This window comes from Kribbella polygonati, from assembly GCF_050320105.1.
GTDB lineage: Bacteria > Actinomycetota > Actinomycetes > Propionibacteriales > Kribbellaceae > Kribbella.
Genome location: NZ_CP190129.1, coordinates 2630846 through 2653472, shown reverse-complemented (window position 1 = coordinate 2653472; position 22627 = coordinate 2630846). Strand labels below are relative to the sequence as shown.

Annotated in this window: 23 protein-coding genes; 12 read left to right on the top strand and 11 right to left on the bottom strand. The window is 70.3% G+C overall.

All coding sequences use genetic code 11. The annotated features are described in order from the left end of the window. The first annotated feature begins 116 nt into the window (after nucleotides 1–116). The 5 genes from ACQHIV_RS12720 to ACQHIV_RS12700 all read left to right on the top strand — a co-directional run bounded on the left by ACQHIV_RS12720 (nucleotide 117) and on the right by ACQHIV_RS12700 (nucleotide 3870). Nucleotides 117–785 (top strand): hypothetical protein, encoded by a 669-nt coding sequence (locus ACQHIV_RS12720; RefSeq protein ID WP_427893933.1) that lies wholly within the window; start codon nucleotides 117–119, stop codon nucleotides 783–785. Further along, complete coding sequence (locus tag ACQHIV_RS12715) at nucleotides 782–1426, top strand: dienelactone hydrolase family protein (protein WP_427893931.1); 645 nt, start codon at nucleotides 782–784, stop codon at nucleotides 1424–1426. The genes ACQHIV_RS12720 and ACQHIV_RS12715 overlap by 4 nt, the downstream gene beginning before the upstream one ends. A 2-nt stretch (nucleotides 1427–1428) precedes the next feature. Further along, nucleotides 1429–1917, top strand: a complete 489-nt coding sequence (locus ACQHIV_RS12710; RefSeq protein WP_427896474.1) for a glutathione peroxidase — start codon at nucleotides 1429–1431, stop codon at nucleotides 1915–1917. A gap of 82 nt (nucleotides 1918–1999) precedes the next feature. Further along, on the top strand, nucleotides 2000–2590 hold the full coding sequence (locus ACQHIV_RS12705) for a winged helix-turn-helix domain-containing protein (RefSeq protein ID WP_427893929.1): 591 nt from the start codon (nucleotides 2000–2002) through the stop codon (nucleotides 2588–2590). After that, a complete protein-coding gene (locus ACQHIV_RS12700; protein WP_427893927.1) occupies nucleotides 2587–3870 on the top strand; it encodes an MFS transporter in 1284 nt (427 codons plus the stop codon). Before ACQHIV_RS12705 ends, ACQHIV_RS12700 begins: the two co-directional genes overlap by 4 nt. A gap of 281 nt (nucleotides 3871–4151) precedes the next feature. Here the strand turns inward: ACQHIV_RS12700 and ACQHIV_RS12695 are convergent, their stop codons facing one another. Continuing rightward, nucleotides 4152–5411, bottom strand: a complete 1260-nt coding sequence (locus ACQHIV_RS12695; protein WP_427893925.1) for a ribonuclease D — start codon at nucleotides 5409–5411, stop codon at nucleotides 4152–4154. Further along, complete coding sequence (locus ACQHIV_RS12690) at nucleotides 5408–5998, bottom strand: DUF3000 domain-containing protein (RefSeq protein WP_427893923.1); 591 nt, start codon at nucleotides 5996–5998, stop codon at nucleotides 5408–5410. The genes ACQHIV_RS12695 and ACQHIV_RS12690 overlap by 4 nt, the downstream gene beginning before the upstream one ends. Nucleotides 5999–6103: 105 nt before the next feature. Here ACQHIV_RS12690 and hemE point away from each other — a divergent pair, with 105 nt between their 5' ends. From hemE to ACQHIV_RS12665, 5 genes are read left to right on the top strand one after another with little or no spacing between them, the layout of a single operon-like run. Then, nucleotides 6104–7147 carry a uroporphyrinogen decarboxylase gene (gene hemE / locus ACQHIV_RS12685; RefSeq protein ID WP_427893921.1) on the top strand — a complete coding sequence of 348 codons (1044 nt, stop codon included), beginning with the start codon at nucleotides 6104–6106 and terminating at the stop codon, nucleotides 7145–7147. Then, a complete protein-coding gene (locus tag ACQHIV_RS12680; protein ID WP_427893919.1) occupies nucleotides 7134–7631 on the top strand; it encodes a GNAT family N-acetyltransferase in 498 nt (165 codons plus the stop codon). Before hemE ends, ACQHIV_RS12680 begins: the two co-directional genes overlap by 14 nt. Beyond that, nucleotides 7628–9028 (top strand): protoporphyrinogen oxidase, encoded by a 1401-nt coding sequence (gene hemG, locus ACQHIV_RS12675; protein WP_427893917.1) that lies wholly within the window; start codon nucleotides 7628–7630, stop codon nucleotides 9026–9028. The genes ACQHIV_RS12680 and hemG overlap by 4 nt, the downstream gene beginning before the upstream one ends. Then, entirely contained in the window at nucleotides 9022–9720 is a 699-nt protein-coding gene (gene hemQ, locus ACQHIV_RS12670; protein WP_427896472.1) for a hydrogen peroxide-dependent heme synthase, read from the top strand. The genes hemG and hemQ overlap by 7 nt, the downstream gene beginning before the upstream one ends. Next, the gene (locus ACQHIV_RS12665) at nucleotides 9713–10087 is read left to right on the top strand and encodes a VOC family protein (RefSeq protein ID WP_427893915.1); all 375 of its coding nucleotides are present in this window, start codon (nucleotides 9713–9715) and stop codon (nucleotides 10085–10087) included. Before hemQ ends, ACQHIV_RS12665 begins: the two co-directional genes overlap by 8 nt. Here ACQHIV_RS12665 and ACQHIV_RS12660 read toward each other — a convergent pair. From ACQHIV_RS12660 to ACQHIV_RS12635, 6 genes are all read right to left on the bottom strand, one after another. Continuing rightward, nucleotides 10084–10392 (bottom strand): hypothetical protein, encoded by a 309-nt coding sequence (locus ACQHIV_RS12660; protein WP_427893913.1) that lies wholly within the window; start codon nucleotides 10390–10392, stop codon nucleotides 10084–10086. The genes ACQHIV_RS12665 and ACQHIV_RS12660 overlap by 4 nt on opposite strands. Nucleotides 10393–10403: 11 nt before the next feature. Beyond that, nucleotides 10404–10718 carry an AbrB/MazE/SpoVT family DNA-binding domain-containing protein gene (locus ACQHIV_RS12655; RefSeq protein WP_427893911.1) on the bottom strand — a complete coding sequence of 105 codons (315 nt, stop codon included), beginning with the start codon at nucleotides 10716–10718 and terminating at the stop codon, nucleotides 10404–10406. Nucleotides 10719–10756: 38 nt separating this feature from the next. After that, a complete protein-coding gene (locus tag ACQHIV_RS12650) occupies nucleotides 10757–12793 on the bottom strand; it encodes an AAA family ATPase (protein WP_427893909.1) in 2037 nt (678 codons plus the stop codon). A gap of 36 nt (nucleotides 12794–12829) precedes the next feature. Beyond that, nucleotides 12830–13246: a peptide-methionine (R)-S-oxide reductase MsrB gene (gene msrB, locus ACQHIV_RS12645; RefSeq protein WP_427893907.1), complete on the bottom strand. Its 417-nt coding sequence runs from the start codon at nucleotides 13244–13246 to the stop codon at nucleotides 12830–12832. Nucleotides 13247–13308: 62 nt separating this feature from the next. After that, nucleotides 13309–15693, bottom strand: a complete 2385-nt coding sequence (locus ACQHIV_RS12640; RefSeq protein WP_427893905.1) for a lamin tail domain-containing protein — start codon at nucleotides 15691–15693, stop codon at nucleotides 13309–13311. Between the two features lie 134 nt (nucleotides 15694–15827). Further along, on the bottom strand, nucleotides 15828–17423 hold the full coding sequence (locus ACQHIV_RS12635; RefSeq protein ID WP_427893904.1) for a M4 family metallopeptidase: 1596 nt from the start codon (nucleotides 17421–17423) through the stop codon (nucleotides 15828–15830). Between the two features lie 158 nt (nucleotides 17424–17581). Between ACQHIV_RS12635 and ACQHIV_RS12630 the strand changes: the two genes are divergently transcribed. Then, on the top strand, nucleotides 17582–18670 hold the full coding sequence (locus ACQHIV_RS12630) for a DNA polymerase domain-containing protein (protein WP_427893902.1): 1089 nt from the start codon (nucleotides 17582–17584) through the stop codon (nucleotides 18668–18670). Between the two features lie 63 nt (nucleotides 18671–18733). After that, nucleotides 18734–19207 (top strand): carboxymuconolactone decarboxylase family protein, encoded by a 474-nt coding sequence (locus ACQHIV_RS12625; protein ID WP_427893900.1) that lies wholly within the window; start codon nucleotides 18734–18736, stop codon nucleotides 19205–19207. On the opposite strand, the gene ACQHIV_RS12620 is transcribed toward ACQHIV_RS12625, so the two are convergent. Genes ACQHIV_RS12620 through ACQHIV_RS12610 form a run of 3 tightly spaced genes read right to left on the bottom strand, consistent with a single transcriptional unit; the run spans nucleotide 19208 to nucleotide 22580 of the window. Further along, a complete protein-coding gene (locus tag ACQHIV_RS12620; RefSeq protein ID WP_427893898.1) occupies nucleotides 19208–19972 on the bottom strand; it encodes an SDR family oxidoreductase in 765 nt (254 codons plus the stop codon). It abuts the gene before it with no gap. A 60-nt stretch (nucleotides 19973–20032) separates the two neighbouring features. Continuing rightward, nucleotides 20033–21862: a glycoside hydrolase family 15 protein gene (locus ACQHIV_RS12615; RefSeq protein ID WP_427893896.1), complete on the bottom strand. Its 1830-nt coding sequence runs from the start codon at nucleotides 21860–21862 to the stop codon at nucleotides 20033–20035. Next, the gene (locus ACQHIV_RS12610) at nucleotides 21804–22580 is read right to left on the bottom strand and encodes an SURF1 family protein (RefSeq protein ID WP_427893894.1); all 777 of its coding nucleotides are present in this window, start codon (nucleotides 22578–22580) and stop codon (nucleotides 21804–21806) included. The genes ACQHIV_RS12615 and ACQHIV_RS12610 overlap by 59 nt, the downstream gene beginning before the upstream one ends. Nucleotides 22581–22627: the final 47 nt, after the last annotated feature.

Below are 22627 nucleotides of genomic sequence, written 5' to 3'. Positions count from 1 at the left end.
GCGTGACGAGTGAGGCGAACGGGAACTTGATGAGTGGTGGAGGTCCGGTTACCCGTAGCATCCGCCGTCGAATCGGCGCATGCTGGACCCAAGGTCCGTGTCTCTGGAGCCGTTCTATGAACAATCTCGATCTTGCCGTGCCGGTCCTCAGCCGGGGGAAACACCGCAGCCCGCGTAAGGGCGCCTGCTTCATGGAGTTCGCGTCGTACCTGGCCGGCGAGCCGTGGTCCGACCATCCCGCCTGTACGCATCCGCTGCTGGCCGGTGTCGCCCGGGACGTCAACGACTGCACCAGCGACTCGGGGCGTTCCCGCCTGGCGCCGTTGATCCCGTCCGTGATCGGGCTGACCCCCGACGACCCACACGTCGTACCGCGGGTCACCGCCCGCTGCATCCGGCACGCGCTGCCGGTCGTCTCGCAGGAGCGCCAGTACATCCTGGCCGTCGCGCTGCTGGTGGGGGAGCGGCAGCTCGCCGCGCTCGACGGGCGGCCGCCGGACGACCTCGAGCCGGAGTCGGTCGAGATCCTGCACGCCGTCCCGCAGGCGACCAAGTGGGCGCGGTCCTTCACCGCCCGCGCGCGCCGCGTGACCCCGGACTTCGCCCGCCGTACGGCGCCTCGCGCGGTGTCCTGCGCCGTCGAGGGGATCTCGCAGGCCTGCGTACCGAACCCGGACGACCGGCTGTATCAGCTGCTGCTGGACGCGATCGCCGAGACGAAGTCTTGGATGCCCGCACCCAAGCCGATACCGGTTGAACCGGAGGTCGTACGCTTCACCGTGTGACCTTGGAGATTCCGTTCCACGAGTGGGGGTCCGCGGGCAGTGACGCGCCCGGAGTCCTGCTGCTGCAGGAGATCTTCGGGGTCTCCGACTACATCAAGCAACGTGCCGCGGACCTGCACGCCCTCGGGTACTACGTGATCGCGCCGGAGATCTACTGGCGCCTCGACGACACCGAGCTGGACGAGTCGGCGCCGGACCTGCTGCCGCGGGCGATGGGCATCGTCCAGCGGCTCGACTGGGACCAGGCCGTCGCCGACGCGGTCTCCGTACTGGAGCAGCTGAAGTCGCGCGGTAGCGGCACAGCCGTCGTCGGGTTCTGCTTCGGTGGGGGACTGGGCTTCAACGTGTCGGCCGTGTCCTCCCCGGACGTGCTGATCAGCTATTACGGCTCGGCCCTCCCGCGGCTGCTCGACCTCCGCCCCGAGGCGCCGGCGCTGCACCACTTCGGTAACGAGGACACGTTCCTGGACGTGGATGCGATCGTGCCTGCGCTGAGTGGTGCCGAGGTGCACCGGTACGACGGTGCCGGGCACGCGTTCGACAACCCGCTGCCGATGTTCCACAACGCCGACGCCTCCGCGCTCGCGTGGCGGCGTACCGAGGACTTTCTCGCCCGTCATCTCCCAACCTCCCAAGGATGAGCATGAGCCTGTACGACATTCCGCTGACCACTCTGTCCGGCGCACCGACCACCCTCGGTGAGTACAAGGGCAAGGCTGTTCTCGTCGTGAACGTGGCGTCGAAGTGCGGCCTGACGCCGCAGTACGAGGGCCTGGAGAACCTGCAGAAGAAGTACGCGTCCCGCGGCTTCACGGTGCTCGGGGCGCCGTGCAACCAGTTCGGCGGCCAGGAGCCCGGGTCGGCCGAGGAGATCGAGACGTTCTGCTCCACGACGTACGGCGTGACCTTCCCGATGCTGGACAAGCTCGAGGTGAACGGCGAGGGCCGGCACCCGCTGTATGCCGAGTTGACTCAGACGGCGGACGCCGACGGCGAGGCCGGCGACATCCAGTGGAACTTCGAGAAGTTCCTGATCGGTGCGGACGGCACCGTGGCGGCGCGCTTCCGCCCGCGGACCGAACCGGAGTCGGACGAGGTCGTCAGCGCGATCGAGGCCCAGCTCCCCGCCTGACCGATCGCCCGTCACCTGATGGTGGCGGGCGATTCTTTGCCCGGCATTGCAACAACTCTTTCGAAAGAGTACTTTCGACGCCATGCCGAACCCGCATCGCCGCCTGAGCGACCCCCGTGAACTCAACGCGCTGGCCCATCCGGTGCGGATGGCGATCATCGAGCTGCTGTCGATCAGCGGGCCGCTGACCGCGACCGAGCTGGCGGATCGGCTCGACGAGACGCCGGCGAACTGCTCGTGGCATCTGCGCAAGCTGGCGCAGCACGGGTTCGTCGAGGAGGCCGAGGGAGGCAAAGGACGGCAGCGGCCGTGGCAGGTGCCGGGGCTCGGGTTCGCCTGGGACGAGGAGCATGAGTCGGCGTCGGGCGAGCAGCGGCGCGCGGCGGAGGGGCTGTCCGACGTGATGATGGGCCGGGCGATCGACCGGCTGCGGGAGTCGCAGCAGCGCGCGCCGGACGACACCGAGGAGTGGCGTGCCGCGCGCAACAACACCGAGATGGTGGCCTGGCTGACCGCCGACGAGCTGAAGGAGATGAACGATGCGCTCAACGCGATTCTCGATCGGTACGTCGAGCGGCTGACCGATCCAGCGCAGCGGCCGGCCGGTTCGCGGCTGTGTGAGTTCGTCACCTGGGGCGTCCCGACATACTTCCCGGGGGTCGATCGGGCATGAGGAAGCTGTTCGCGCGGCCCGGGTTCGGGCGGCTGTTCGGCGGCCTGAGTACGTCGATGCTCGGCGACTCGGTGATGCTGCTGGTGCTGAGCATGTGGGTGAAGACGCTCACCGGCTCGAACGCGCAGGCCGGCCTCACGTTCTTCTTCATGGTGCTGCCCGCACTCGGCGCACCGCTGTTCGGCGTCTGGGTGGACCGCCTGCCACGCAAGCCGATCCTGGTCTGGGGCAACTTCGCCAGCGCGGCCGCCGTACTCCCACTGGTCCTCGTCCGGGACGCGGGCGACGTGTGGATCATCTGGGTGGTGGCGTTCCTGTACGGCGTCTCGTTCGTCGTACTGCCCGCGGCTGTGAACGGGCTGCTCAAGGAACTGCTGCCGGACGACCTGCTCGTCGACGCGAACTCCAGCCTCGCGACGATCAAGGAGGGCTACCGGTTGTTCGGGCCGCTCGTCGGCGCGGCGGTGTTCGCGTCCGCGGGTGGCTGGCTGGTGGCGGTGATCGACGCGACGACCTTCGTGATCGCGGGCGTGCTGATCGCGACGATCACGGTGGCCGAGACACCGGCACCGGCGAAGAGCACGTTCCGGGAAGATCTGCTCGGCGGCGTACGGTTCCTGGCCGCCGACCGGGTGCTCCGCAACGTACTCCTCGGGCTGGCGATCTCGATCCTGGTGATCGGGTTCTTCGAGTCGTCGATCTACGCACTGATGGACGCCTTCGGCAGACCGCCGACGTTCTCCGGCGTCTTCGTCACCTGCCAGGGCGTCGGCGCCGTCCTCGGCGGCCTGACCGCGAGTCGCGCCGTACGGCGGCTGGGGGAGATCGCCACCTGCGTACTCGGGCTGGTGTTGCTGGCCGTCGCCACGATCGTCTGCGCCGCGGCGTCCACGATCGTCGTCGTGCTGGTGGGCGCCGCGATCTGCGGAGTCGGGCTGCCGTGGACGTTCGTGGCCCTCACGACGCTGATGCAGCGCCGCTCCCCGACCCACCTGATCGGCCGGGTGTCGACCGCCGTCGAGGTGCTGATCTCCACACCGCAGGCGATCTCGCTCGCCCTCGGCAGCCTGCTGGTCAGCCTGCTCAGCTTCCGCCAGATCTTCGCGATCATCGCGGCGGTGATCCTGGTCGGCGCACTGCAGACGCTGCTAAGCCTGCGCGCCGAGATCCGCACGGATCTGGCGAGTAGCGTGTCCGCTTCGGTTCCTGTGGTTGAGGACAACCGAGCCGAAGGAGCAGCAGCTGACAGTGCCCCCGATCCCCGACAGTTGCCACGCTGACTCCGTGGATCATCGGCCGTGACACCGCTGGCCTGATCGACCTCCTCGCGGCCACCTTCGACGCCGAGGACCTGGGCGGGCGCGTTGTCGACGAGCAGGGGCGGATCGGCCACGCCGAGATGCGCATCGGCGACTCGACGTGTTGGACGCGAGGGGTCGGCTCCCGTGCACCGGGTCAGCTTGCGCGCACGACGGCGGTCCAGCACCACGGCGGTAGCACGCCGCCGGAGGCGGCCAGAAGGACTGTCGCCGCGGAGCGGTGTCCTTTCGCGGGGTGGTGTTTAGTCGAGGGGTTTGGCGGGGGCTTCTGAGGTCATGGCGTCGGTGAGGACGGTGGCTGTTAGGGCTATTTGCCAGGGGCGGGCGTGGTGGTCGCGGAGGAAGGTGGTGACCACGTCGACGGTTACCTCGGGGGGTGGGGACCAGGCGAGGCGGCGGATGGTGTCGGGGGCCAGGAGGTTTTCGGTCGGGAGGCGGTGGGCCTCGGCGATTTCGGCGACGGCGGTGCGGGCGGTGGAGAGGCGGGCGGCGGCGTCCGGGTCGCGGTCAGCCCAAGCGCGGGCCGGCGGGGGGCCGTCGTACCGGGGGCCCTGCTTCGGGAGCTGGGACTCGGGGAGTTTGCGGGCGTGGTCGACCGCCTCCCACCAGGTGCGCATGTGCCGGTGCGCGCCGCGGCCCTTGAACGCGGTCAGCTTCTGCAGCGCGTCCCGGTCGGTCGGCATCGCGGACGCCGCCTCGACGATCGCGGCGTCCGGCAGGATCCGGCCGGGGGAGATGTCCGCGGATTCGGCGATCTGGTCGCGGGCCTCCCACAGCGCCCGTACGACGGCCAGGCTGCGGCGGTTCCGGACCCGGTGCATGCCGGACGTACGGCGCCACGGGTCCGGCTTCGGCTCCCGTGGGGGTGCGTCCAGGATCGCGGTGAACTCCTGGTCGGCCCACTCCCACTTGCCGGCCCGGCGGAGTTCCTGCTCGATCGCGTTCCGCAGTTCGATCAGCATCTCGACGTCGAGCGCGGCGTACACCAGCCACGGCGACGGCAGCGGCCGGGTGGACCAGTCGGCGGCGGAGTGCTCCTTGCGCATCCGGTAGCCGAGTACTTCGCTGACCAGCGAGGCGAGCCCGACCTTCGGGTACCCGAGCAGCCGGCCGGCCAGCTCGGTGTCGAAGACCTTCCGCGGCACCATCCCGACCTCGGCCAGGCAGGCCAGGTCCTGGTTGGCGGCGTGGATGATCCACTCGGCGTCGACGATCGCGTCACCGAGCGCGGACAGGTCCCCGAACGGGATCGGGTCGACGAGCGCGGAGCCGGAGCCTTCGCGGCGCAGCTGGACCAGGTACGCGCGGTGCGAGTACCGGTAGCCGGACGCCCGTTCGGCGTCGACGGCGACCGGACCGGTACCGGCCTGGAACGCCTCGACGGTCTCGGTCAGCGCCGGATCGGTGTCGATCACCTCGGACAGCCCGTCCCTGAGCTCGAGCAGGGGCAGGTCGGCTGTGGGGTCCGCCGCGGTGGACGCCTGTTGGTCGGCTGGGCTCATCGGCCCCGCTGTCCACGCCGGGTCGGCATCGCGACCACCCCCGGCGGAACGGGCGGCAGGCCGGCCGCCGTACAGAGGACTTCACCCCAGGCCTCGGCGTGGCGCGTCACGTCACTCCCCGGCACGGGGCTCCACGACGCGCGGATCTCGATCTCCGCGGTCGCGTCGTCGTCGGCCATCCCGCCGAAGCTTTCCGAAACCACCCTGGTCACGGTACCGCTCGGTGCCAGGAAGTCGGCGCCGCGGTCCGCGAGCGCCTCCATCAGCCAGGTCCAGCCCACGCCGCCGAGCAGCGCGTCGGTCACCATCTCCGGTTCGACGGCGGCGCGCACGTACGCGACACAGCGGAAGGTCGACTGCCAGGCGTCGTTCCCCGCGGGATCGTAGAGGACGACCAGGCGGCCGGTGGCGACATCGTCACCGTCGACCGTCACGTCCGCGCTGACCGCCGCCGCATGCGGTGCGATCCGCTGCGGTGCGGGCATCTCCTCGACGAAAACCTCGGGCCTGAACCGGGCACCTCGTAACTGCGAGACTGCCTCGGCGAACTCCGCGGGTGGCGCGTCGACCTGCTTGCGGGCACCCATATCGGCAGCCTACGACTGATTACTCACCGCCGCGCGCTTAGACGCGCCGGTAGCTGTGTGCGACCAGGCCGCCAGGCGCCGACGGCCGCGTGGGATCATCGGACCGTGGCCTCGACGTTACCCCCATCGCTGGACAGTTCCGCCTACCTGCTCGCTGCCCGGGGTGAGCGGCCGCCGCACACTCCGGTGTGGTTCATGCGGCAGGCGGGCCGCGCGCTCCCGGAGTACCGCAAGGTCCGAGAGGGCACCTCGATGCTCGAGGCCCTGACCCGGCCCGACCTCGTCGTCGAGATAACGCTGCAGCCGGTCCGCCGTTACGGCGTCGACGCCGCGATCTTCTACTCCGACATCGTGGCGCCGCTGAAGTCGGCCGGTTTCGACATCGACATCAAGCCCGGCGTCGGCCCGGTGGTCGCGGACCCGATCCGGGACGCCGAGGGCGTCGGCCGGGTTCGCCCGGTGACGCCGGCGGACGTGCCGTACACCACGGAGGCTGTGCAGCAGTTGGTCTCGGAGCTCGGCGGTACGCCGCTGATCGGGTTCGCGGGCGCGCCGTTCACGGTGGCGTCGTACCTGGTCGAGGGCGGGCCGAGCAAGGATTTCGCGAAGACCAAGGCGATGATGCACCGCGACCCGGCGTTGTGGCACTCGCTGGCGGAGCGGCTCGCCGACGTCGCGATCGCGTACCTGGCGATCCAGGTGGAGGCCGGCGCCTCGGCGGTCCAGCTGTTCGACTCGTGGGCGGGTGGCCTGTCGCCGCGGGACTACGAGCGGTTCGTGCTGCCGCACACCGCGCGGGTGTTCGAGGCGATCAAGCAGTACGGCGTACCGCGGGTGCACTTCGGCGTGAACACGGGCGAGCTGCTCGGGCTGATGGGCGCGGCCGGCGCGGACGTGGTCGGCGTCGACTGGCGGGTCCCGCTGGACGAGGCCGTACGGCGGATCGGGCCGAAGCCGGTGCAGGGCAACCTCGACCCGGCACTGCTGTTCGCGGGCTGGGAGGCGATCGAGCCGGAGCTGGACCGGATCCTTGCCGAGGGCAAGGCCGCGCCGGGGCACATCTTCAACCTCGGCCACGGGGTCCCGCCGAACGCGGATCCCGACGTGCTGGCGCGGATCACCAAGTACGTGCAGCATGTATCTGCCTGACCACCGGGTGACGCTGGAGCCCCTGCGCGCCGACCACGCCGACGCCGTCCTCGCCTTCGAGCTGGCGAACCGGGCGTACTTCGCCTCCTGGATCTGGGACCGCGGCGACGAGTACTTCGCGAACTTCCCGGCCCGGCACGCCGCGCAGTTGGCGGAGCAGGAGGCGGGCGTCTGCCGTTTCCACGTGCTGGTGGACGAGGACGGCGCGGTGGTCGGCCGGGTGAACCTGATCGACCTGGCGGACGGCGCGGCCGAGCTGGGCTACCGGATCGCGGAGAAGCGGGCGGGCCAGGGGCTGGCGACGGCCGCAGTACGGGCGATGCTCGACCTGGCGCGCGGCTACGGCCTGACGTCGCTGCGGGCGGGTGCTTCGGACCGGAATCCGGCGTCGCAGGCGGTACTGACCCGGACCGGCTTCCGGCAGGTCGGGGTCTCGAGCACCGATCTCGGGCCGGGCAAGAAGTACGTCCTGGAGGCGCTGTGAAGCGGGTCGTGGTGGTCGGTGGCGGGATCAGCGGACTGGCGGCGGCACACGCGCTGGCGACCGGGCCGAACCCGCCGCAGGTCACGGTCCTCGAAGGGTCGCCGCGGCTCGGCGGCAAGCTGGCCGGTGCCGACGTCGAGGGCGTGCCGGTGGACCTCGGCGCCGAGTCGGTGCTGGCCCGTCGGCCCGAGGCGGTGGACCTGATCAAGGCGGTCGGGCTGGATCTGGTGCACCCGGCAACGACGTCCGCGGGACTGTGGGTGGGTGACCGGATCCGGGCGATCCCGCCGACCGTGATGGGTGTCCCGGTGGATCCGTCCGCGACCACCGACGTACTCGGGGAGGCCGCCGCCGAGCAGGTCGCGCACGAGGCGGAGCTGGCCGCGCCCGCGCTGACCGAGGACGTGGCGATCGGGCGGTTCGTGGCCGACCGGATGGGGTCCGCGGTCACCGACAAGCTGGTCGACCCGCTGCTCGGCGGGGTGTACGCCGGGAAGGCCGAGGAGATCTCGCTCGCCGCCGCCGTACCCGACCTGTACGCGAAGCTGCGGACCGCGCCGAGCCTGCTCGCCGCGACGGCCGAGCTGCGCGAACTCGGGCAGAAGCGCGCCGGTCAGCCGGTGTTCGCGGGTGTTGCCGGGGGCATCAACCGGGTCGTCGCCGCCCTGGAGCAGGACCTCACGCGGCGCGGCGTGCAGCTCCGGACCAAGCTCGCCGTACGGCGGATCACGCGCACGGCCGAGGGGTTCGAGCTGGAGGCCGGGCCGGTGCCCGCGCCGACGTACCTGACCGCGGACGCGATCGTGGTCGCCGTACCCGCGACGCCGGCCGCGCGGATGCTCGCCGGGCTGGCGCCCGCGGCATCGACCGAGCTGGGCGCGATCGAGTACGCGAGTATGGCGATCGTCACGCTCGCGGTCCGGAAGGCCGACTGGCCCGCGGGGGCGACCGGTTCCGGGTTCCTGGTGCCGTCCGTCGAGGGGCGCACGATCAAGGCGGCGACGTACTCGCACGCCAAGTGGGCCTGGTCCGCGGAGGCCGGGGGAGACCTCGCCGTACTGCGGACGTCGGTCGGACGGCTCGGTGAGGAGTACGTACTGCAGCGTTCCGACGAGGAACTGGTGCGGTTGGCGGTGGCCGATCTGGGGAAGGCGATCGGGTTGCGCGATGTCGTCGGATCGTTGGTGACACGGTGGGGTGGCGGGCTTCCGCAGTACGCCGTGGGGCATCTGGACCGGGTCGACCGGGTGGAGGCGGCGGTGGCCGGCGTGCCGGGACTGGCCGTGTGTGGGGCGGCGTACCGGGGTGTCGGGATCGCCGCGTGTGTGGCATCGGGTGGCAAGGCGGCCACCCGGGTGCGGGAGCATCTGGACGCATTGGAGACAATGAGATCGTGACTGGTAAGCCGAAGGCCCGTGAGCTCAACAACGTCATCCGCTACACCCTGTGGTCGGTGTTCAAGGTGGAGACGCCGCTCGGCGACGTGGACCGGGACGAGTTGACCGCGGAGCTGAACGACCTGGTCGGGAAGCTGGCCGCGGACGACGTGGTGATCCGCGGGATCTACGACGTCGAGGGCTTCCGGGCGGACGCCGACTTCATGATCTGGTGGCACGCGCCGAGCTCGGACGCGCTGCAGCAGGCGTACCACGCGCTGCGCCGGTCGCGGCTGGGCCGGCACCTGGTCCCGGTCTGGTCGCAGTTCGCGCTGCACCGGCCGGCCGAGTTCAACAAGAGCCACATCCCGGCGTTCCTGGCCGACGAGGAGCCGCGGCCGTACGTCTGCGTGTACCCGTTCGTCCGTTCCTACGAGTGGTACCTGCTGCCGGACGAGGAGCGTCGCGCGATGCTCGCAGAGCACGGCAAGATGGCCCGCGGCTTCCCCGACGTCCGGGCGAACACCGTGGCGGCGTTCGCGCTCGGCGACTACGAGTGGATGCTGGCCTTCGAGGCGGACGAGCTGCACCGGATCGTCGACCTGATGCGCGAGCTGCGCGCGGCGACGGCGCGCCGGCACACCCGCGAGGAGGTCCCGTTCTACACGGGCAAGCGGACCGGGGTCGCCGACCTGATCGCGAACCTTGTCTAAGGCGTTCCCGGTCCTGTACGTGACCGACGTACGCCGGGCGGTCGAGTTCTACACGCTGCTCGGCTACGAGCCGACGTACCAGTTCCCGCTCGAGGGCGACCCGCACTACGTCGGCCTCGAGCGCGGCGACTCCTCGCTCGGGCTCTCCGACGCCAACTGGCCGGAGGCCCAGCTCGGCATCACCGTCGGCACGGCGCCCCGCTTCGAACTGTTCGTGTACGTCGACGACGTCGAAGCCGAGGTGGAACGCTTCCGCGCCGCCGGCCACCCCGTCCTCCAGGAACCGGCCACCATGCCCTGGGGCGAACGCCAGGCCTACCTCGCCGACCCCGAAGGCAACCCAGTCGCACTCGCAACGCCGGTCTAGGGCCGGTCGTAGACGTCGTGAGTGCCGATCCGGCGCCAGACGAGGATCGTCTCGCCGTCGTCGGTGCGTTCGAGATGAAACGTGGCGCGACCATCGGGACCGGTGAAGCTCCACGTGATGGAGTAGATGCCGCCGGCCAATTGGTGGACCCGGAGGCGCTTGGGCCACGGCGGCGTGCCGGTGAAGCTGCCGGCGGCAATCGCGGGGAGGAAGTGTTCTCCCAGGATCTTCAGGAACATCTGCCGGTGATCGCCGGGGAGCCCGGCGAGGTCACGATCGAACGTGCTCGCGGTGCGGTACTTCATCGGCCGGACGCCTACTCGTCCGCCGCCGCGTCGTCGATGTGCTCGAGATGGGCCAGGAACTCCTCGGCTGTGTCGAAGGTCGTCGCGTGGCCGGCGGCCAGCTCGGTGTCGGCCTCGCGTTCCTTGGCCTGCCACCGCTCGGACCAGAACCACGCCTGCTCGGCCGGTACGGCGACGTGTGGCAGCAGGACGATCTCGCCGTCACGGACGACGATCTCCACCTGGGCACCGGGTTTGTCGAGCCCGAACCGCCGACGGAGCTGTGCCGGAATCGTGATCGTTCCGTTCTTCGGCTGCACCGCAGCGAACCCGATGTGCGTATCCATGAATCCATGATACCCGGAATCCGGGAATCCTGGTCGGTTCAGGTGCCCGGCTTCTGGAGTAGATAGTCTTCGGCGCGCATTGAGGTTGGGGGGCGGACGTCGGACGGGATGAGTTCGCGGAGGTCGCGTTCGGTGAGTTTGTCCGGGTCGCTGGCTGACAGGCGGGTGGCCTGGTTGGAGACGGCTTCCTCGAGGACGTTGCGGATGAAACGGCCGTTGCCGAAGCTGTGTCCGCGCGGTGCGGGCGGGATGACGCTGCGGACCTTGTCGAGGACTTCCTCGCCGTAGATCATGCCCTTCTGGCGGGCCTGCAGCTCGAAGATCTGCACCAGCTGGTCGGTGTCGTACTCGCTGAACGACAGCAGCTTCGGGAACCGGGACTGCAGACCGGTGTTCGACTCCATGAAGCGCTGCATCTCGCGGTGGTACCCGGCGACGATCACGATGCAGTCGTTGCGGTGGTCCTCCATCATCTTCAGGATCGTCGCGACCGCTTCCAGGCCGTAGTCGCCGGGCGTGTTCTCCGGCGTCAGGCTGTACGCCTCGTCGATGAACAGCACGCCGCCGAGAGCCTCGCGGAACTTGGCCGCGGTCATCGGCGCGGTCGAACCGAGCCCGGCGCCGACCAGGTCGGAGCGGTCGACCTCGACCACGTGGCCCTTCTCCAGGACGCCGAGCTGGTGGTAGATCCGGCTGAGCAGCCGGGCGATCGTCGTCTTCGCCGTACCGGGCTTGCCGACGAAGACCATGTGCCGGGCCCGCTCGTGGCTGGGCAGGCCGAGCTCGGTCCGGCGCAGGTTGGTCTTCACCTCGGCGACCATCCGGCGGACGGAGTCCTTCACCGACTCCAGGCCGATCAGCGAGTCGAGCTCGGCGAGCGGGTTGTCGCTCAGGTCGACCGGCTTCGGCGGCAGCGGCTCGTCGTCGAGGCTGCTGCTGCCGGTCGCGGCCTGCTGCTCGCTCTCCTTGACGTCGCTCCACGCGGCGGCCAGCGAGTTGTCCTGCTCCGCCGCCGCGGCCGTCTCCAGGGCGCTCCAGCGCTCCCGGTCGAGCATCCGGAACAGCGTCGTCAGGTCGGGGATCTCCGGCTCCGGCCACGGCTGCTTGGTCAGTACGCCGGACAGGTGTACGCCGACCCGCGCCGCGGCGGCGCCCCACGCGCGGGCCAGCGGTGACTGCCCGTTCCGGATCGCGCGGGACATCCACTGGTTCACGTGGCCGTGCCAGGTCTGCAGGCTGAACCGCGGGCGGAGGTCCTCGAACGCGTGGTGGACGTCGACCGCGGCGTCGCCGAGGATGTTCGCCACCGACTGCGGGATGCCGCGCAGCCCGGCGGCCAGGATCAGCTCGGACAGCACCTGGGCGAAGTCGCCGGCGTACTCGTCCGGGACCGCCATCAGCATCCGGGCGTGCGTGTCGCGGATCGAGTTCAGCGAGTACCGGAGCGCGGCGGTCGGGCCGGCCAGCTCCGGGAGCAGGGCGCGCTCGGACGGCGTGAGCGCGTCGGTCCGCCAGTACTTCGCGATCTCGTCGTACTCGCCGGTGATGTGCAGGTGGAAGGCGTCGCGGTCGTTCACCGCCCGCTCGAACGCGGCGGCCAGTGCCTCGGCGCGGGCCGCCAGCGGGGGCGCGTCCACGAACAGGCGGACGACGTCGCGGGACACGAGCAGCGCGTGCTTGCGGCCCAGTTCGCGGAAGCCGCGGGCGCCGGCGATCGCCTGCAGGTGCCAGTCGGTGGGCGCCGCGTAGATCACGTGGCCGTTGCCGCCGAGGCGGGACGGCGGCCGGTAGAAGTCGTGCGTGAGCTCCGTGGACAGGTCGGCGTACTCACCGTGCAGGACCGGGATCCACCCGCTCAGCAGCGGCGCGACCTGATGGGTGAACCAGACCGCGGCCGGCGTCCCCTTCACGAAGTCCGGGAACGCCTCCGGCCGCAGCGGCCGCAACGCCTCCGGATCGTCCGCCCAGAGCTTCAGCTGGGCCCGGACGCGTTCCGTCCACGCCGACGGAACCTCCCACGGCTCGGCCGCGGAGAGCACATCCAGGACCTGCGGTGTACGGACGTCGTCAGCCACCAATTTCCTTCCCCAGGAACACCAGTTGGGGTCAATCTACAGCGGGTCGAGGGTGAGGCTGATGCTGTTGATGCAGTACCGCAGGTCGGTCGGGGTGCCGTAGCCCTCGCCCTCGAAGACGTGACCGAGGTGCGAGCCGCAGTTCGCGCAGCGGACCTCGACCCGCTTCATGCCGAGGGTGGAGTCCTCGATGTACTCGACCCGGTCCTCGGCGAGCGGGGCGAAGAAGGACGGCCAGCCGCAGTGCGAGTCGAACTTGGTCTCGCTGCGGAACAGCTCGGCGTCGCAGGCCCGGCACTTGTAGACACCGACCGTCTTGGTGTCGGTGTACTCACCGACGAACGGCCGCTCGGTGCCGGCCTGGCGCAACACGTGGAACTCGGCGGGGGAGAGCTCTGCCTTCCACTCCGCGTCGGACTTCTGGACGGCGTACTGCTTGGTGTCATCTGTCACCACACCAGTATCGGCCGCCCGGACGCGAAAACCCCGTCCGGGCGACCGACGTAACACTCCGGTTAGCGCACCCAGGACGGGAGCGGCGTCAGCTTCACCACCTGCGGGTCGTGGTCGGAGATCTGGTCCGGGAACTCCGCGTTCATGTGCACGACGTCGTACTGCGAGGTCGGCCGCAGGTTCTGCGACACCAGGATCTGGTCCAGGATCTGGCTGTTGCCCTCGAACACGTAGCTGTACCGCTCCGGCAGCGGCAGCGTCCGCGGCAGGTCGACGAGCGCGGTCTTGCCCGCGCCGACCAGGATGTCCGCGGTCTGCGACCAGTCGAAGTCGTTCAGGTCACCGAGTACGACGATGTTCGCGCCCTTGTCCTTCGCCAGGATCTGGTCCACGAACCCGCGGACCGCGGCGGCCTGCTGGTGCCGCTTCGGCGCGCTGGACTGCACCGGCGGCTGGAACCGGCCCCACAGCGGGTCGTCGCCGCCCTTGGAGCTGAAGTGGTTCACGACCACGAACACGGTCTGCCCGTGCCACTTGAACTCGCCAGCCAGCGGCACCCGGGTCGCGGCCCAGGCCGGGTTGGCCGGGTCGACGCGACCCGGCGACGAGCTGAGGTGCGGCCGGCCGGCGTGGTCGGTGACGATCGTGGTCGCGGTCGTCGAGCCGCCGCCGGGCGTGTCGACGAAGGTCAGCGGCTTGTCGGTCCGGTACATGAACGCCACCCGGATGTTGCCGCCCGGCTCGCCGCCCTCGGCGTTGTTCACCGGGTCGATCTGCTTCCAGGCGTACGTCGGGCCGCCCGCCTTCAGGATCGCCGCGGTCAGCATGTTCAGCGTCTTGTCCGCGGCCGTCGTACCGGAGTTGACCGCGCCGTCGTTGTCCTGGACCTCCTCGAGGCCGAGGATGTCCGGCGAGGCGAGGTTGTGGACGACGGCCTGCGCGAGCCCGTCGAACTTGGCGTCGCCGTCGGACGGGTCCAGGTTCTCCACGTTGAACGTCGCCACCGACAGCTGCGTCGGCCCGGAGGCCTTGGTGACCTCACGCTTGACCCCGCCGTCGATCACGGTCGGCGTGGTGGTCGGCAGGAACTTGAAGTTGCCGAACGAGTAGTCGACGACACCGGTCACGGTCCCGGCCAGCTTGTCGCCGGTCTTCGCGTCCGGAATCGGCGTGAGGACGTCGTCCAGCAGGATCCGCTCCGGGTTCGAGTCGGTCTTCTGCAGCAGGATGCCGCCGCGGACGGTCCGGACCCCGGACCCGGCCGGTACGACGGACAGCTCGCGGAACGAGCTGGTCGGACCGGTGACTTCCGGCTGGTTGATGCCGATCCACATGCCCTCGAGCGACTCCCAGAAGTCGAGCCCGTCGTTGGCCGGGTCGAACGCCGTGCTGGTCTTCTCGACGTCGCCGTTCGAGTCGTCCTCGATCACCGTCGACGGCGGCACCCGCCCGCCCGGGCCGACGATCGTCGGAGCCGGTACGGCGGCCGTGCCGGTCACGGTGATCTTGGCGTTGGTGAGCTCCGTCGTGGTGAGGTTCGTCGTGCCGCCGGAGCCGCCCGGGCGGAACTCGGCGACCGTGCCCTCGACGTTCAGCGCGTCACCGACCGACACAGTGGGTGCGGAGCTGGTGAAGACGAAGATGCCTTCGCTGGTGGCCGGGTTGTCGTCCGGCTGGGTGTCCTGGAACCAGAACCCGTTGCTGCTCTTCGCGGTCACCACACCGGTGACGTTGCCGACCCGCTTGCCCTCCAGCGGCGAGCGGTGCGCGGCGCCCTGGATGTCGTGGATCTTGGCGTCCACCGGCGGCTCGGCAGGTCCGCCGGTCAGCGTGCCCGGCGACGGGTTGCCCGCGACGAAGTCGGCGCTGTTGTTGTCGGTGTCCTGCTTCGGGTTCGAGCGGGCCGCGGAGGTCGTGTTCGACAGGCCCGGCGCGGGCGCCGTCTCGGAGTCGTTCGCCGTACCGAATCCGACGTAGTCGCGGACCGCCGGGTCGGCGTGGCACGCGGAGCCGCAGGCCAGCGCGGTCTGGCTGGTGACCAGCGCGACCTTGCCGGCGGTGGCGGACATCGGGATCGTGCCGGTGACGTCCGGCGTCGGCATCGGCTGGCCGTTGGCGCCGCCGCCTTCCTGGACCAGGTACGCGGCGCCCGGCGCGATGCTGCCGGTCAGCTTCGTGACCTGCCACGACGTACCGGCCGCGGACGCGTACTGGATCGACCAGCCGCTCACGTCGACCGGGGCGGAGCTGTTGTTGGTCAGCTCAACGAAGTCGTTGGTGTACGGCGCACCGCTGTTGCCGCCACCGCCGTACACCTCGGTGATGACCACATCGGTGGACGCGGCGTCGGCGGGCCGGGCGATCAGGGTCGCGGCGCCGGCCACGGCGAGACTGGAGGCGACCACGAGAGCGCCGATGCGGCGCCGTGGTCCGTTCAGGGCAGACATGGCCGGATTCTCACATTGCTCTCAGGTCCTTCCAAGGTCCAACACATGAACACCGGGTGCGCTGCGGAAAAGCAGGGGTGATCATTCGCCGGTCCTGTCCGCCCCAGTGGGACAGGACCGGCGAAATCAGGTGATCAGCTGACGCTGACGGCGGTCCAGGCGGTGGCCACCGCGGCCTTCTCCGCGCTGTTCGCGCCGTACAGGTCGGAGGCCGCGTTCAGCGTCGCGGTCCGGGCCTGCGCGTACGTCGTACCGCTGGTCATGTAGGTGGTCAGGGCGCGGAACCAGATCTTGCCGAGCTTGTCGTGCCCGATGCCGGTCAGCGTCGAACCGTCGCAGGTCGGCGAGTTGTGCGGCAGCCCGCCGATCGTCTTCGCGCCCGAGCCCTCGGCGAGCAGGTACGCGAAGTGGTTGGCGATCCCGGACGAGTAGTGCACGTCCAGGTTGCCCACGCTCGACGAGTAGCAGTCCGGCGACTTGCCGTCCTTGCTCGGTTTGTCCATGAACCGCAATGCGGGGCGGTCCTTCATGATCTTCTCGCCGATGTAGTAGTCGCCCGGGTCGGCCGGGTTGTTCGCGTAGAACTCGACCATCGTGCCGAGGATGTCGCTGGTGGCCTCGTTCAGGCCGCCCGACTCACCGGAGTACGTGAGGTTCGCGGTGTGCTCGGTGACGCCGTGGGACATCTCGTGACCGGCCACGTCCAGCGACACGAGCGGGCCGGCGGCAACGTTGTCGCCGTCGCCGTACGTCATCTGCTTGCCGTCCCAGAACGCGTTCACGTAGTTCGAGCCGTAGTGCACCCGGCTCGGAACGCCCTTGCCGTCGCCGAAGATCCCGTTCCGGCCCTGGACGTTCTTGTAGTAGTCGTACGTCGTCGCCGCGCCGTAGTGCGCGTCGACGGCAGCGCTCGCCCGGTCGGAGTTCGTGCCGTTGCCCCAGTGGTTGTCCGCGTCGGTGAACTTCGTCGCCGCCGTGCAGCCCAGCTGGAAGAGCTGGCAGAGGATCGAGTCGGTCTTGTTGTTCGCGTCGCCGGTCCAGCCGCCGCCGCGGGTCGCGTCGGTCAGCGTGAAGCCGCCGGTCGCCGTACTCGTCTCCAGCGGCACGGTCCCGGAGTACAGGCTCTTGCCGTCGCCGGTGGCTGTCTCGATGTGCTGCTCGCTGATCAGCTTCGCGCCGGTCAGGGCGTCGACGGTGGTCGTGATGCGGCTCGGCGTACCGTCCTTCTGGGTGCCGACCGTGGTGATCAGGTAGGCCAGTCGCGGCGCGCCCTTGCGGGCCTCGATCACCAGACTGGGCTTGCCTTCGGCCTTGAGGCCCTTGGTCAGCGCCTTCGCGGTCGCGGTGGCGCCGCTGAGTTTCGGCGTACGGCTGATGTTCGCGCTCTTCGTGAGCGTCAGGCTGGCACCCTTGAAGGCGCCGTCCTTGGTCTCGTGGACGACGACGTCGCCGCCGAGGACCGGGAGGCCGCCGACAGTGCGGTCCATCCGCACGTGGCTGCTGCCGTCCTTGTCGACGATCACGTCCTTGACCACGAAGGCGTCGGCGGAGCCGGCGCGCAGCGCGGCCAGGTTGCCGCTGATCGCCTCCTTGGCCTTCGCGACGGCCGCGGCCGGGGTGGGGACAGGGCTTGCCGTCGGTGCACCGGTGGCAGTAGATGCGCTGGTCAGTCCGAGGGCGGTGGTGGTCGCCACTGCAGTCGCAGCGGCGAACAGGGCGGATCTGTTCATCCTCGCGCTCCTTGTCAGGTGTCCCGGAGGCCTCACGCCCCAGGAACGAGGTGCTGGAACGTTACCGCCCAGTCACCTACGGTGGCCAGGGGTCGAGAAAAGTTGCCTTTCCCGTGCGGTCCACGGAATTTGTCCTGCCGGGGCGATAGCGTCTGGCCATGGCGAAGAGCACGGCGGTGATGCTCACCGTGGGGGAGCGCGAGGTCCGGGTCTCCAGTCCGGAGCGGGTGGTCTACGAGGCGACCGACTGGGCGCCGGAGGTCACGAAGCTGCAGGTCTGCGAGTACTTCGCCGCCGTGGCGCCGGCGTTCATGCACGCCTCGGGGGACCGGCCGGTCGCGCTGGAACGCTGGCCCGGCGGGTGGCGCGAGGGGATGACGCTGTCGGTGGACTCGATCGGCCGGCAGACCGGCGACGGGTTCTACTCGAAGCGGCTGCCGAAGGGCGCGCCGGACTGGCTGGAGACCTGCCGGGTGCTGACGCCGAACGGCCGGCCGATCGACGAGCTGTGCCTGTCGGAGCCGGCCGCGGCGATCTGGGCGGCGCAGATGGGCACGCTGACCTTCCACCCGTGGGCGGTCCGGAAGACCGATCTCGACCGGCCCGACGAGCTGCGCATCGACCTCGATCCACAGCCGGGTGCGACGTTCGCCGACGCCCGCCGGGTGGCCGGCGTGGCGCGGGAGCTGCTCGAGGAGCTGGGCCTGCGCGGGTACCCGAAGACCAGTGGCAACCGGGGCATCCACATCTACGTGCGGATCCGGCCCGAGTGGTCGTTCGACGAGGTCCGGCACGCCGCGATCGGGCTCGGGCGGGAACTGGAGCGCCGCGATGATGGCGTCACCACCGCCTGGTGGAAGGAGGAGCGCGGCGACGCCTCGATCTTCCTCGACTTCAACCAGAACCTCCGCGACCGCACGGTCGCCGGCGCCTGGTCGCTCCGGCCGCGTCCCGGGGCGCCGGTCAGTACGCCGATGTCGTGGGAGCGGCTCGCCGGCGTCGACGACCCGCGAGCGTTCAACCTGCACAGGGTGCCGGAGTACCTCGCCGACGGCGACCCGTGGGCCGGCATGGACGAGACGGCGTACGCGCTCGATCCGCTGCTGCGGTTGTGGGACGAGCTGCCGGGTGGCGAGCTGAACTTCCCGCCCGACTACCCGAAGATGCCGGGCGAGCCGCCGCGGGTGCAGCCGAGCAAGAAGGTCGCTGAGCACTGGGACGAGCAGGGCAACAGAATCCCGGACTGACACTTCGGGCGGCTGTCTCGTCGGGTGGGTATCAACCTGCTCATTCGCAAGGAGACACCTGTTATGAACGCTCGTCTGGACCTGTTCGCCAACCCGGTGCTGCGCAAGTTCATCAAGCACTTCAACGCCGCCGCGCGCGGTGCGATGGATGCGGGCGTGCCGCTCAGCACGCTGGAGTTGCTCGAGCTGCGGGTCAGCCAGATCAACGGCTGCGCGGTCTGTGTGGACATGCACTCGAAGGACGCCGCGCACCACGGCGAGACCGCGGTCCGGATCAACCTGGTCGCGGTCTGGCGTGAGGCCACGGTCTTCACCGAGGAGGAGCGGGCCGCGCTGGCGCTCGCCGAGGCCGGCACCCGGATCGCCGACGCCGCCGGGGGAGTCCCCGACGACGTGTGGCAGAACGCGGCGAAGTACTACACCGAGGAACAGCTCGGCGCCCTGGTCGCCGCCATCGCCGGGATCAACACCTGGAACCGCATCAACATCATCACCCAGCAACCGGCCGGCGACTACGTCCCCGGTCAGTGGGGCTGATCAGATTGTCCGGAGCGCTCCGCCGTCGATCGGGATGATCGCGCCGGTGAGGTAGGAGGCGGCCGGGGAGAGGACGAACGCGGCGACCCGGCCGAACTCGTCGGGGGTACCGTAGCGGCGCAGCGGGATGGTCTTCTCCGCCGCGCGGCGGGCCGCCTCCGGGTCACTCGACCTGCCGTCGAGCTCCTTCAGCCGGTCGGTGGAGATCCGGCCCGGCATCAGGCCGTTCACCCGGATGCCGTTCGGCCCGAGCTCGTCGGCGAGCGTCTTCGCGACCATCGCCAGCCCGGGGCGGAGACCGTTCGAGATCGCCAGCCCGTTGATCGGGGACTTCACCGACGACGACAGCACGAACGCGATCGACGTACCCTCCGCGCCGGCCCGCGCGACCGCCCGGGCGATCCGCAGCCCGCCGAGGAACACGCTGTCGAACGCCGCCCGCCAGTCCTCCTCGTCGGTGTCCAGCGCGGTCCCGGCGCGCGGGCCGCCGACGCTGATCAGCGCGCCGTGCAGCTCGCCCCACTTGGCGATCGCGGTCGCGGCCAGCCGCTCCGCGCTCTCCGGGTCGGCGTTGTCGACCGGGATCCCGACGACGTTCGCGCCCAGCCCTGACAGTTCCGCGGCGGCCCGGGAGATCGACTCCTCGTTCCGGCTGGAGATCACCAGCCGGGCGCCTTCGGCGGCCAGCGCCTTCGCCGTGGCGAAGCCGAGCCCGGCGCTGGCGCCGGTGACGATGTAGGTGCGATCGCGCAGTCCGAGGTCCACGGCACCATCCTGCCGCACCGCACCCCGGCGCGCACCTCGACGGTGGCCGACGGCAAGAAACTAGTACGCCGACCTGCGCAGCGGGGACTCGGCCGTGGTCAGGTGCCACGCGGTGTTGACCAGGCCGAGGTGCGAGAACGCCTGCGGGAAATTCCCGAGCATCCGCCCGGAGCTCACGTCGTACTCCTCGGCGAGCAGCCCGACGTCGTTGCGCAGGGCAACCAGCTTCTCGTACAGGTCGCGGGCCTCGCCGACCCGGCCGACCATCGCCAGCGCGTCGGCCAGCCAGAACGAGCAGATCAGGAACGTGCCCTCGTCGCCGCTCAGCCCGTCGTCGGTGTGCTCGGTCAGGTACCGCCGGACGAACCCGTCGGCGGTCAGCTCACGCTGGACGGCGTCCACCGTGCCGACCACTCGCGGATCGTCGGCCGGCAGGAACCCGACCTGCGGGATCAGCAGTACGGCGGCATCGAGCGCCTTGCTGCCGTACGCCTGCGTGAACGTGTTCCGGTCTGGGTCGTACGCCTGCGCGCAGACCGCCTGGTGGATCTCGTCCGCGCGCGCCCGCCACTCCTTGGCCGGCCCGGTCAGTCCGAACCGCTCGACCGCCCGCGCGGCCCGGTCGAACGCGACCCAGGCCATCACCTTCGAGTACGTGAAGTGCTGGCGCCCGCCGCGGACCTCCCAGATCCCTTCGTCGGGCTGGTTCCACACGTCGTCCAGGTGCCGCATCAGCCCGCGCTGCACCTGCCAGGCCTCCTCGATCGCCCCGATCTGGTGTTCGCGGGCGAGCGCGAGCACGTCCATCACCTCGCCGAACACGTCGATCTGCAGCTGTTCGGCGGCCGCGTTCCCGATCCGCACCGGTGCCGACCCGGCGAACCCGGGCAGCCAGCCGGCCTCGAACTCGGTGAGCCGGCGCTCGCCGGTCACGCCGTACATGATCTGCACGTCCTGCGGGGAGCCGGCGATCGCGCGGAGCAGCCAGTTCCGCCAGGCCTCGGCCTCGTCGGAGTATCCGGCGCGCAGCATCGCCGACAGCGTCATCGTTGCGTCGCGCAACCAGCAGTACCGGTAGTCCCAGTTGCGCGCGCCGCCGAGCGTCTCGGGCAGCGAGGTGGTCGGGGCCGCGACGATCCCCCCGGACGGCGCGTACGTCAGCGCCTTCAGCGTCAGGATCGACCGCGTCACCTCCTCGCTGAGCTCGGTGGTGCTCGTACTGCGGCCGATCCAGTCGGTCCAGAAGTCCTCGGTCGGCCGCAGCGACGCGATCGCGTCCGTGGCCCGCGGCACCGGGTGGTGCGACGGGTGCCAGGTCAGCACGAACCAGGCGCGGTCGCCCTTGCCGACGCGGAAATCGCCGTACGTCGTGAGGTCGCGGCCGTACTGGTGGACGTCGGAGCGCAGCGAGACCGCGTCCGGTCCGGCGATCGCGTCGATCTGCCCGTCGGAACGGCGTACCCACGGAACGACGTGACCGTAGTCGAACCGCAGCTTCAGCTCGGACCGCATCTCGACCGTGCCGTGCACGCCCTCGACGATCCGGACCACGTCCGGTGCCGCGTCCCGGGGCGGCATGAAGTCGATCACCCGCACCGTGCCGGTCGGCGTCGACCACTCGGTCTCCAGGACCAGGGTGTCGCCGCGGTAGTGCCGGCTGCTGACCGCGTCCGCGTCCCGCGGCGCGATCCGCCAGTGGCCGTTGTCCTCGGTGCCGAGCAGCGCCGCGAAGCAGGCGGGGGAGTCGAACCGCGGGAAGCACAGCCAGTCGATCGAGCCCTGCTTCGACACCAGTGCGGCGGTCTGCAGGTCACCGATCAGCGCGTAGTCCTCAATCCGGCGCGCCGGCGTGGACCGCGGGCTGCTCGACGTCGTCCCCCGACTTGCCACCGCGACCTCCCGTTTTCGTGAAGTAGACCAGTCCACCGATCGCCAGCAGCGCGAAGAAGAACCACTGCAGTGCGTAGAAGAAGTGTGGACCGTCATCGATCTCGGGGCCGGGGAACCCGCCGAACGACGGGTCGTTGGCCGGGTCCTGCTTGGTGATCTGGATGTAGCCGTCGTACAGGTTCAGCCCGAGGACCTTCGCGAAGTCGGGACCGTTGATCAGCCGGGCGGTGCCGTCGTCCGGCGTACCGCCGTTGGTGCTGCCGCCGCGTTCGCTGCGCTGCAGGCGCCCGGTGACGGTGACCTCGCCGCTCGGTACGGCGGGGACGTTCACCGGCATCAGCTCCGAGCTCTGCCGGGCGATGAAGCCGCGGTCGACCAGTACCGCCTTCCCGTCCGGCAGCATCAGCGGCGTGACGATCTCGAAGCCTGGCTTGTCCTCGACGTTGCGGTACTTGAGGACGACCTGCTTCGACGCGTCGTAGTGCCCGGTGACGATCGCGGTGCGCCAGGCGTGCTGGTCGCCGACAACGGCCTGCGGTCCGACGATCTGGTCCAGGGGCGCGGGCGCGGCGGCCAGGTTCGACCTGGTCACCTCGTTGCGCGCCTTGCGTTCGTCGAGCCGGTGCAGCTGCCAGCGGCCGAGCAGAACGCACACGGCGGCCAGCGCCAGAACTCCCAGCGCGGCAGTGATCCAGCGGATGTTCATCACACGACCCACGTCTCGAACTTAAGCCATCCCCTGAAATGCCTGACGCCCGGCACGTA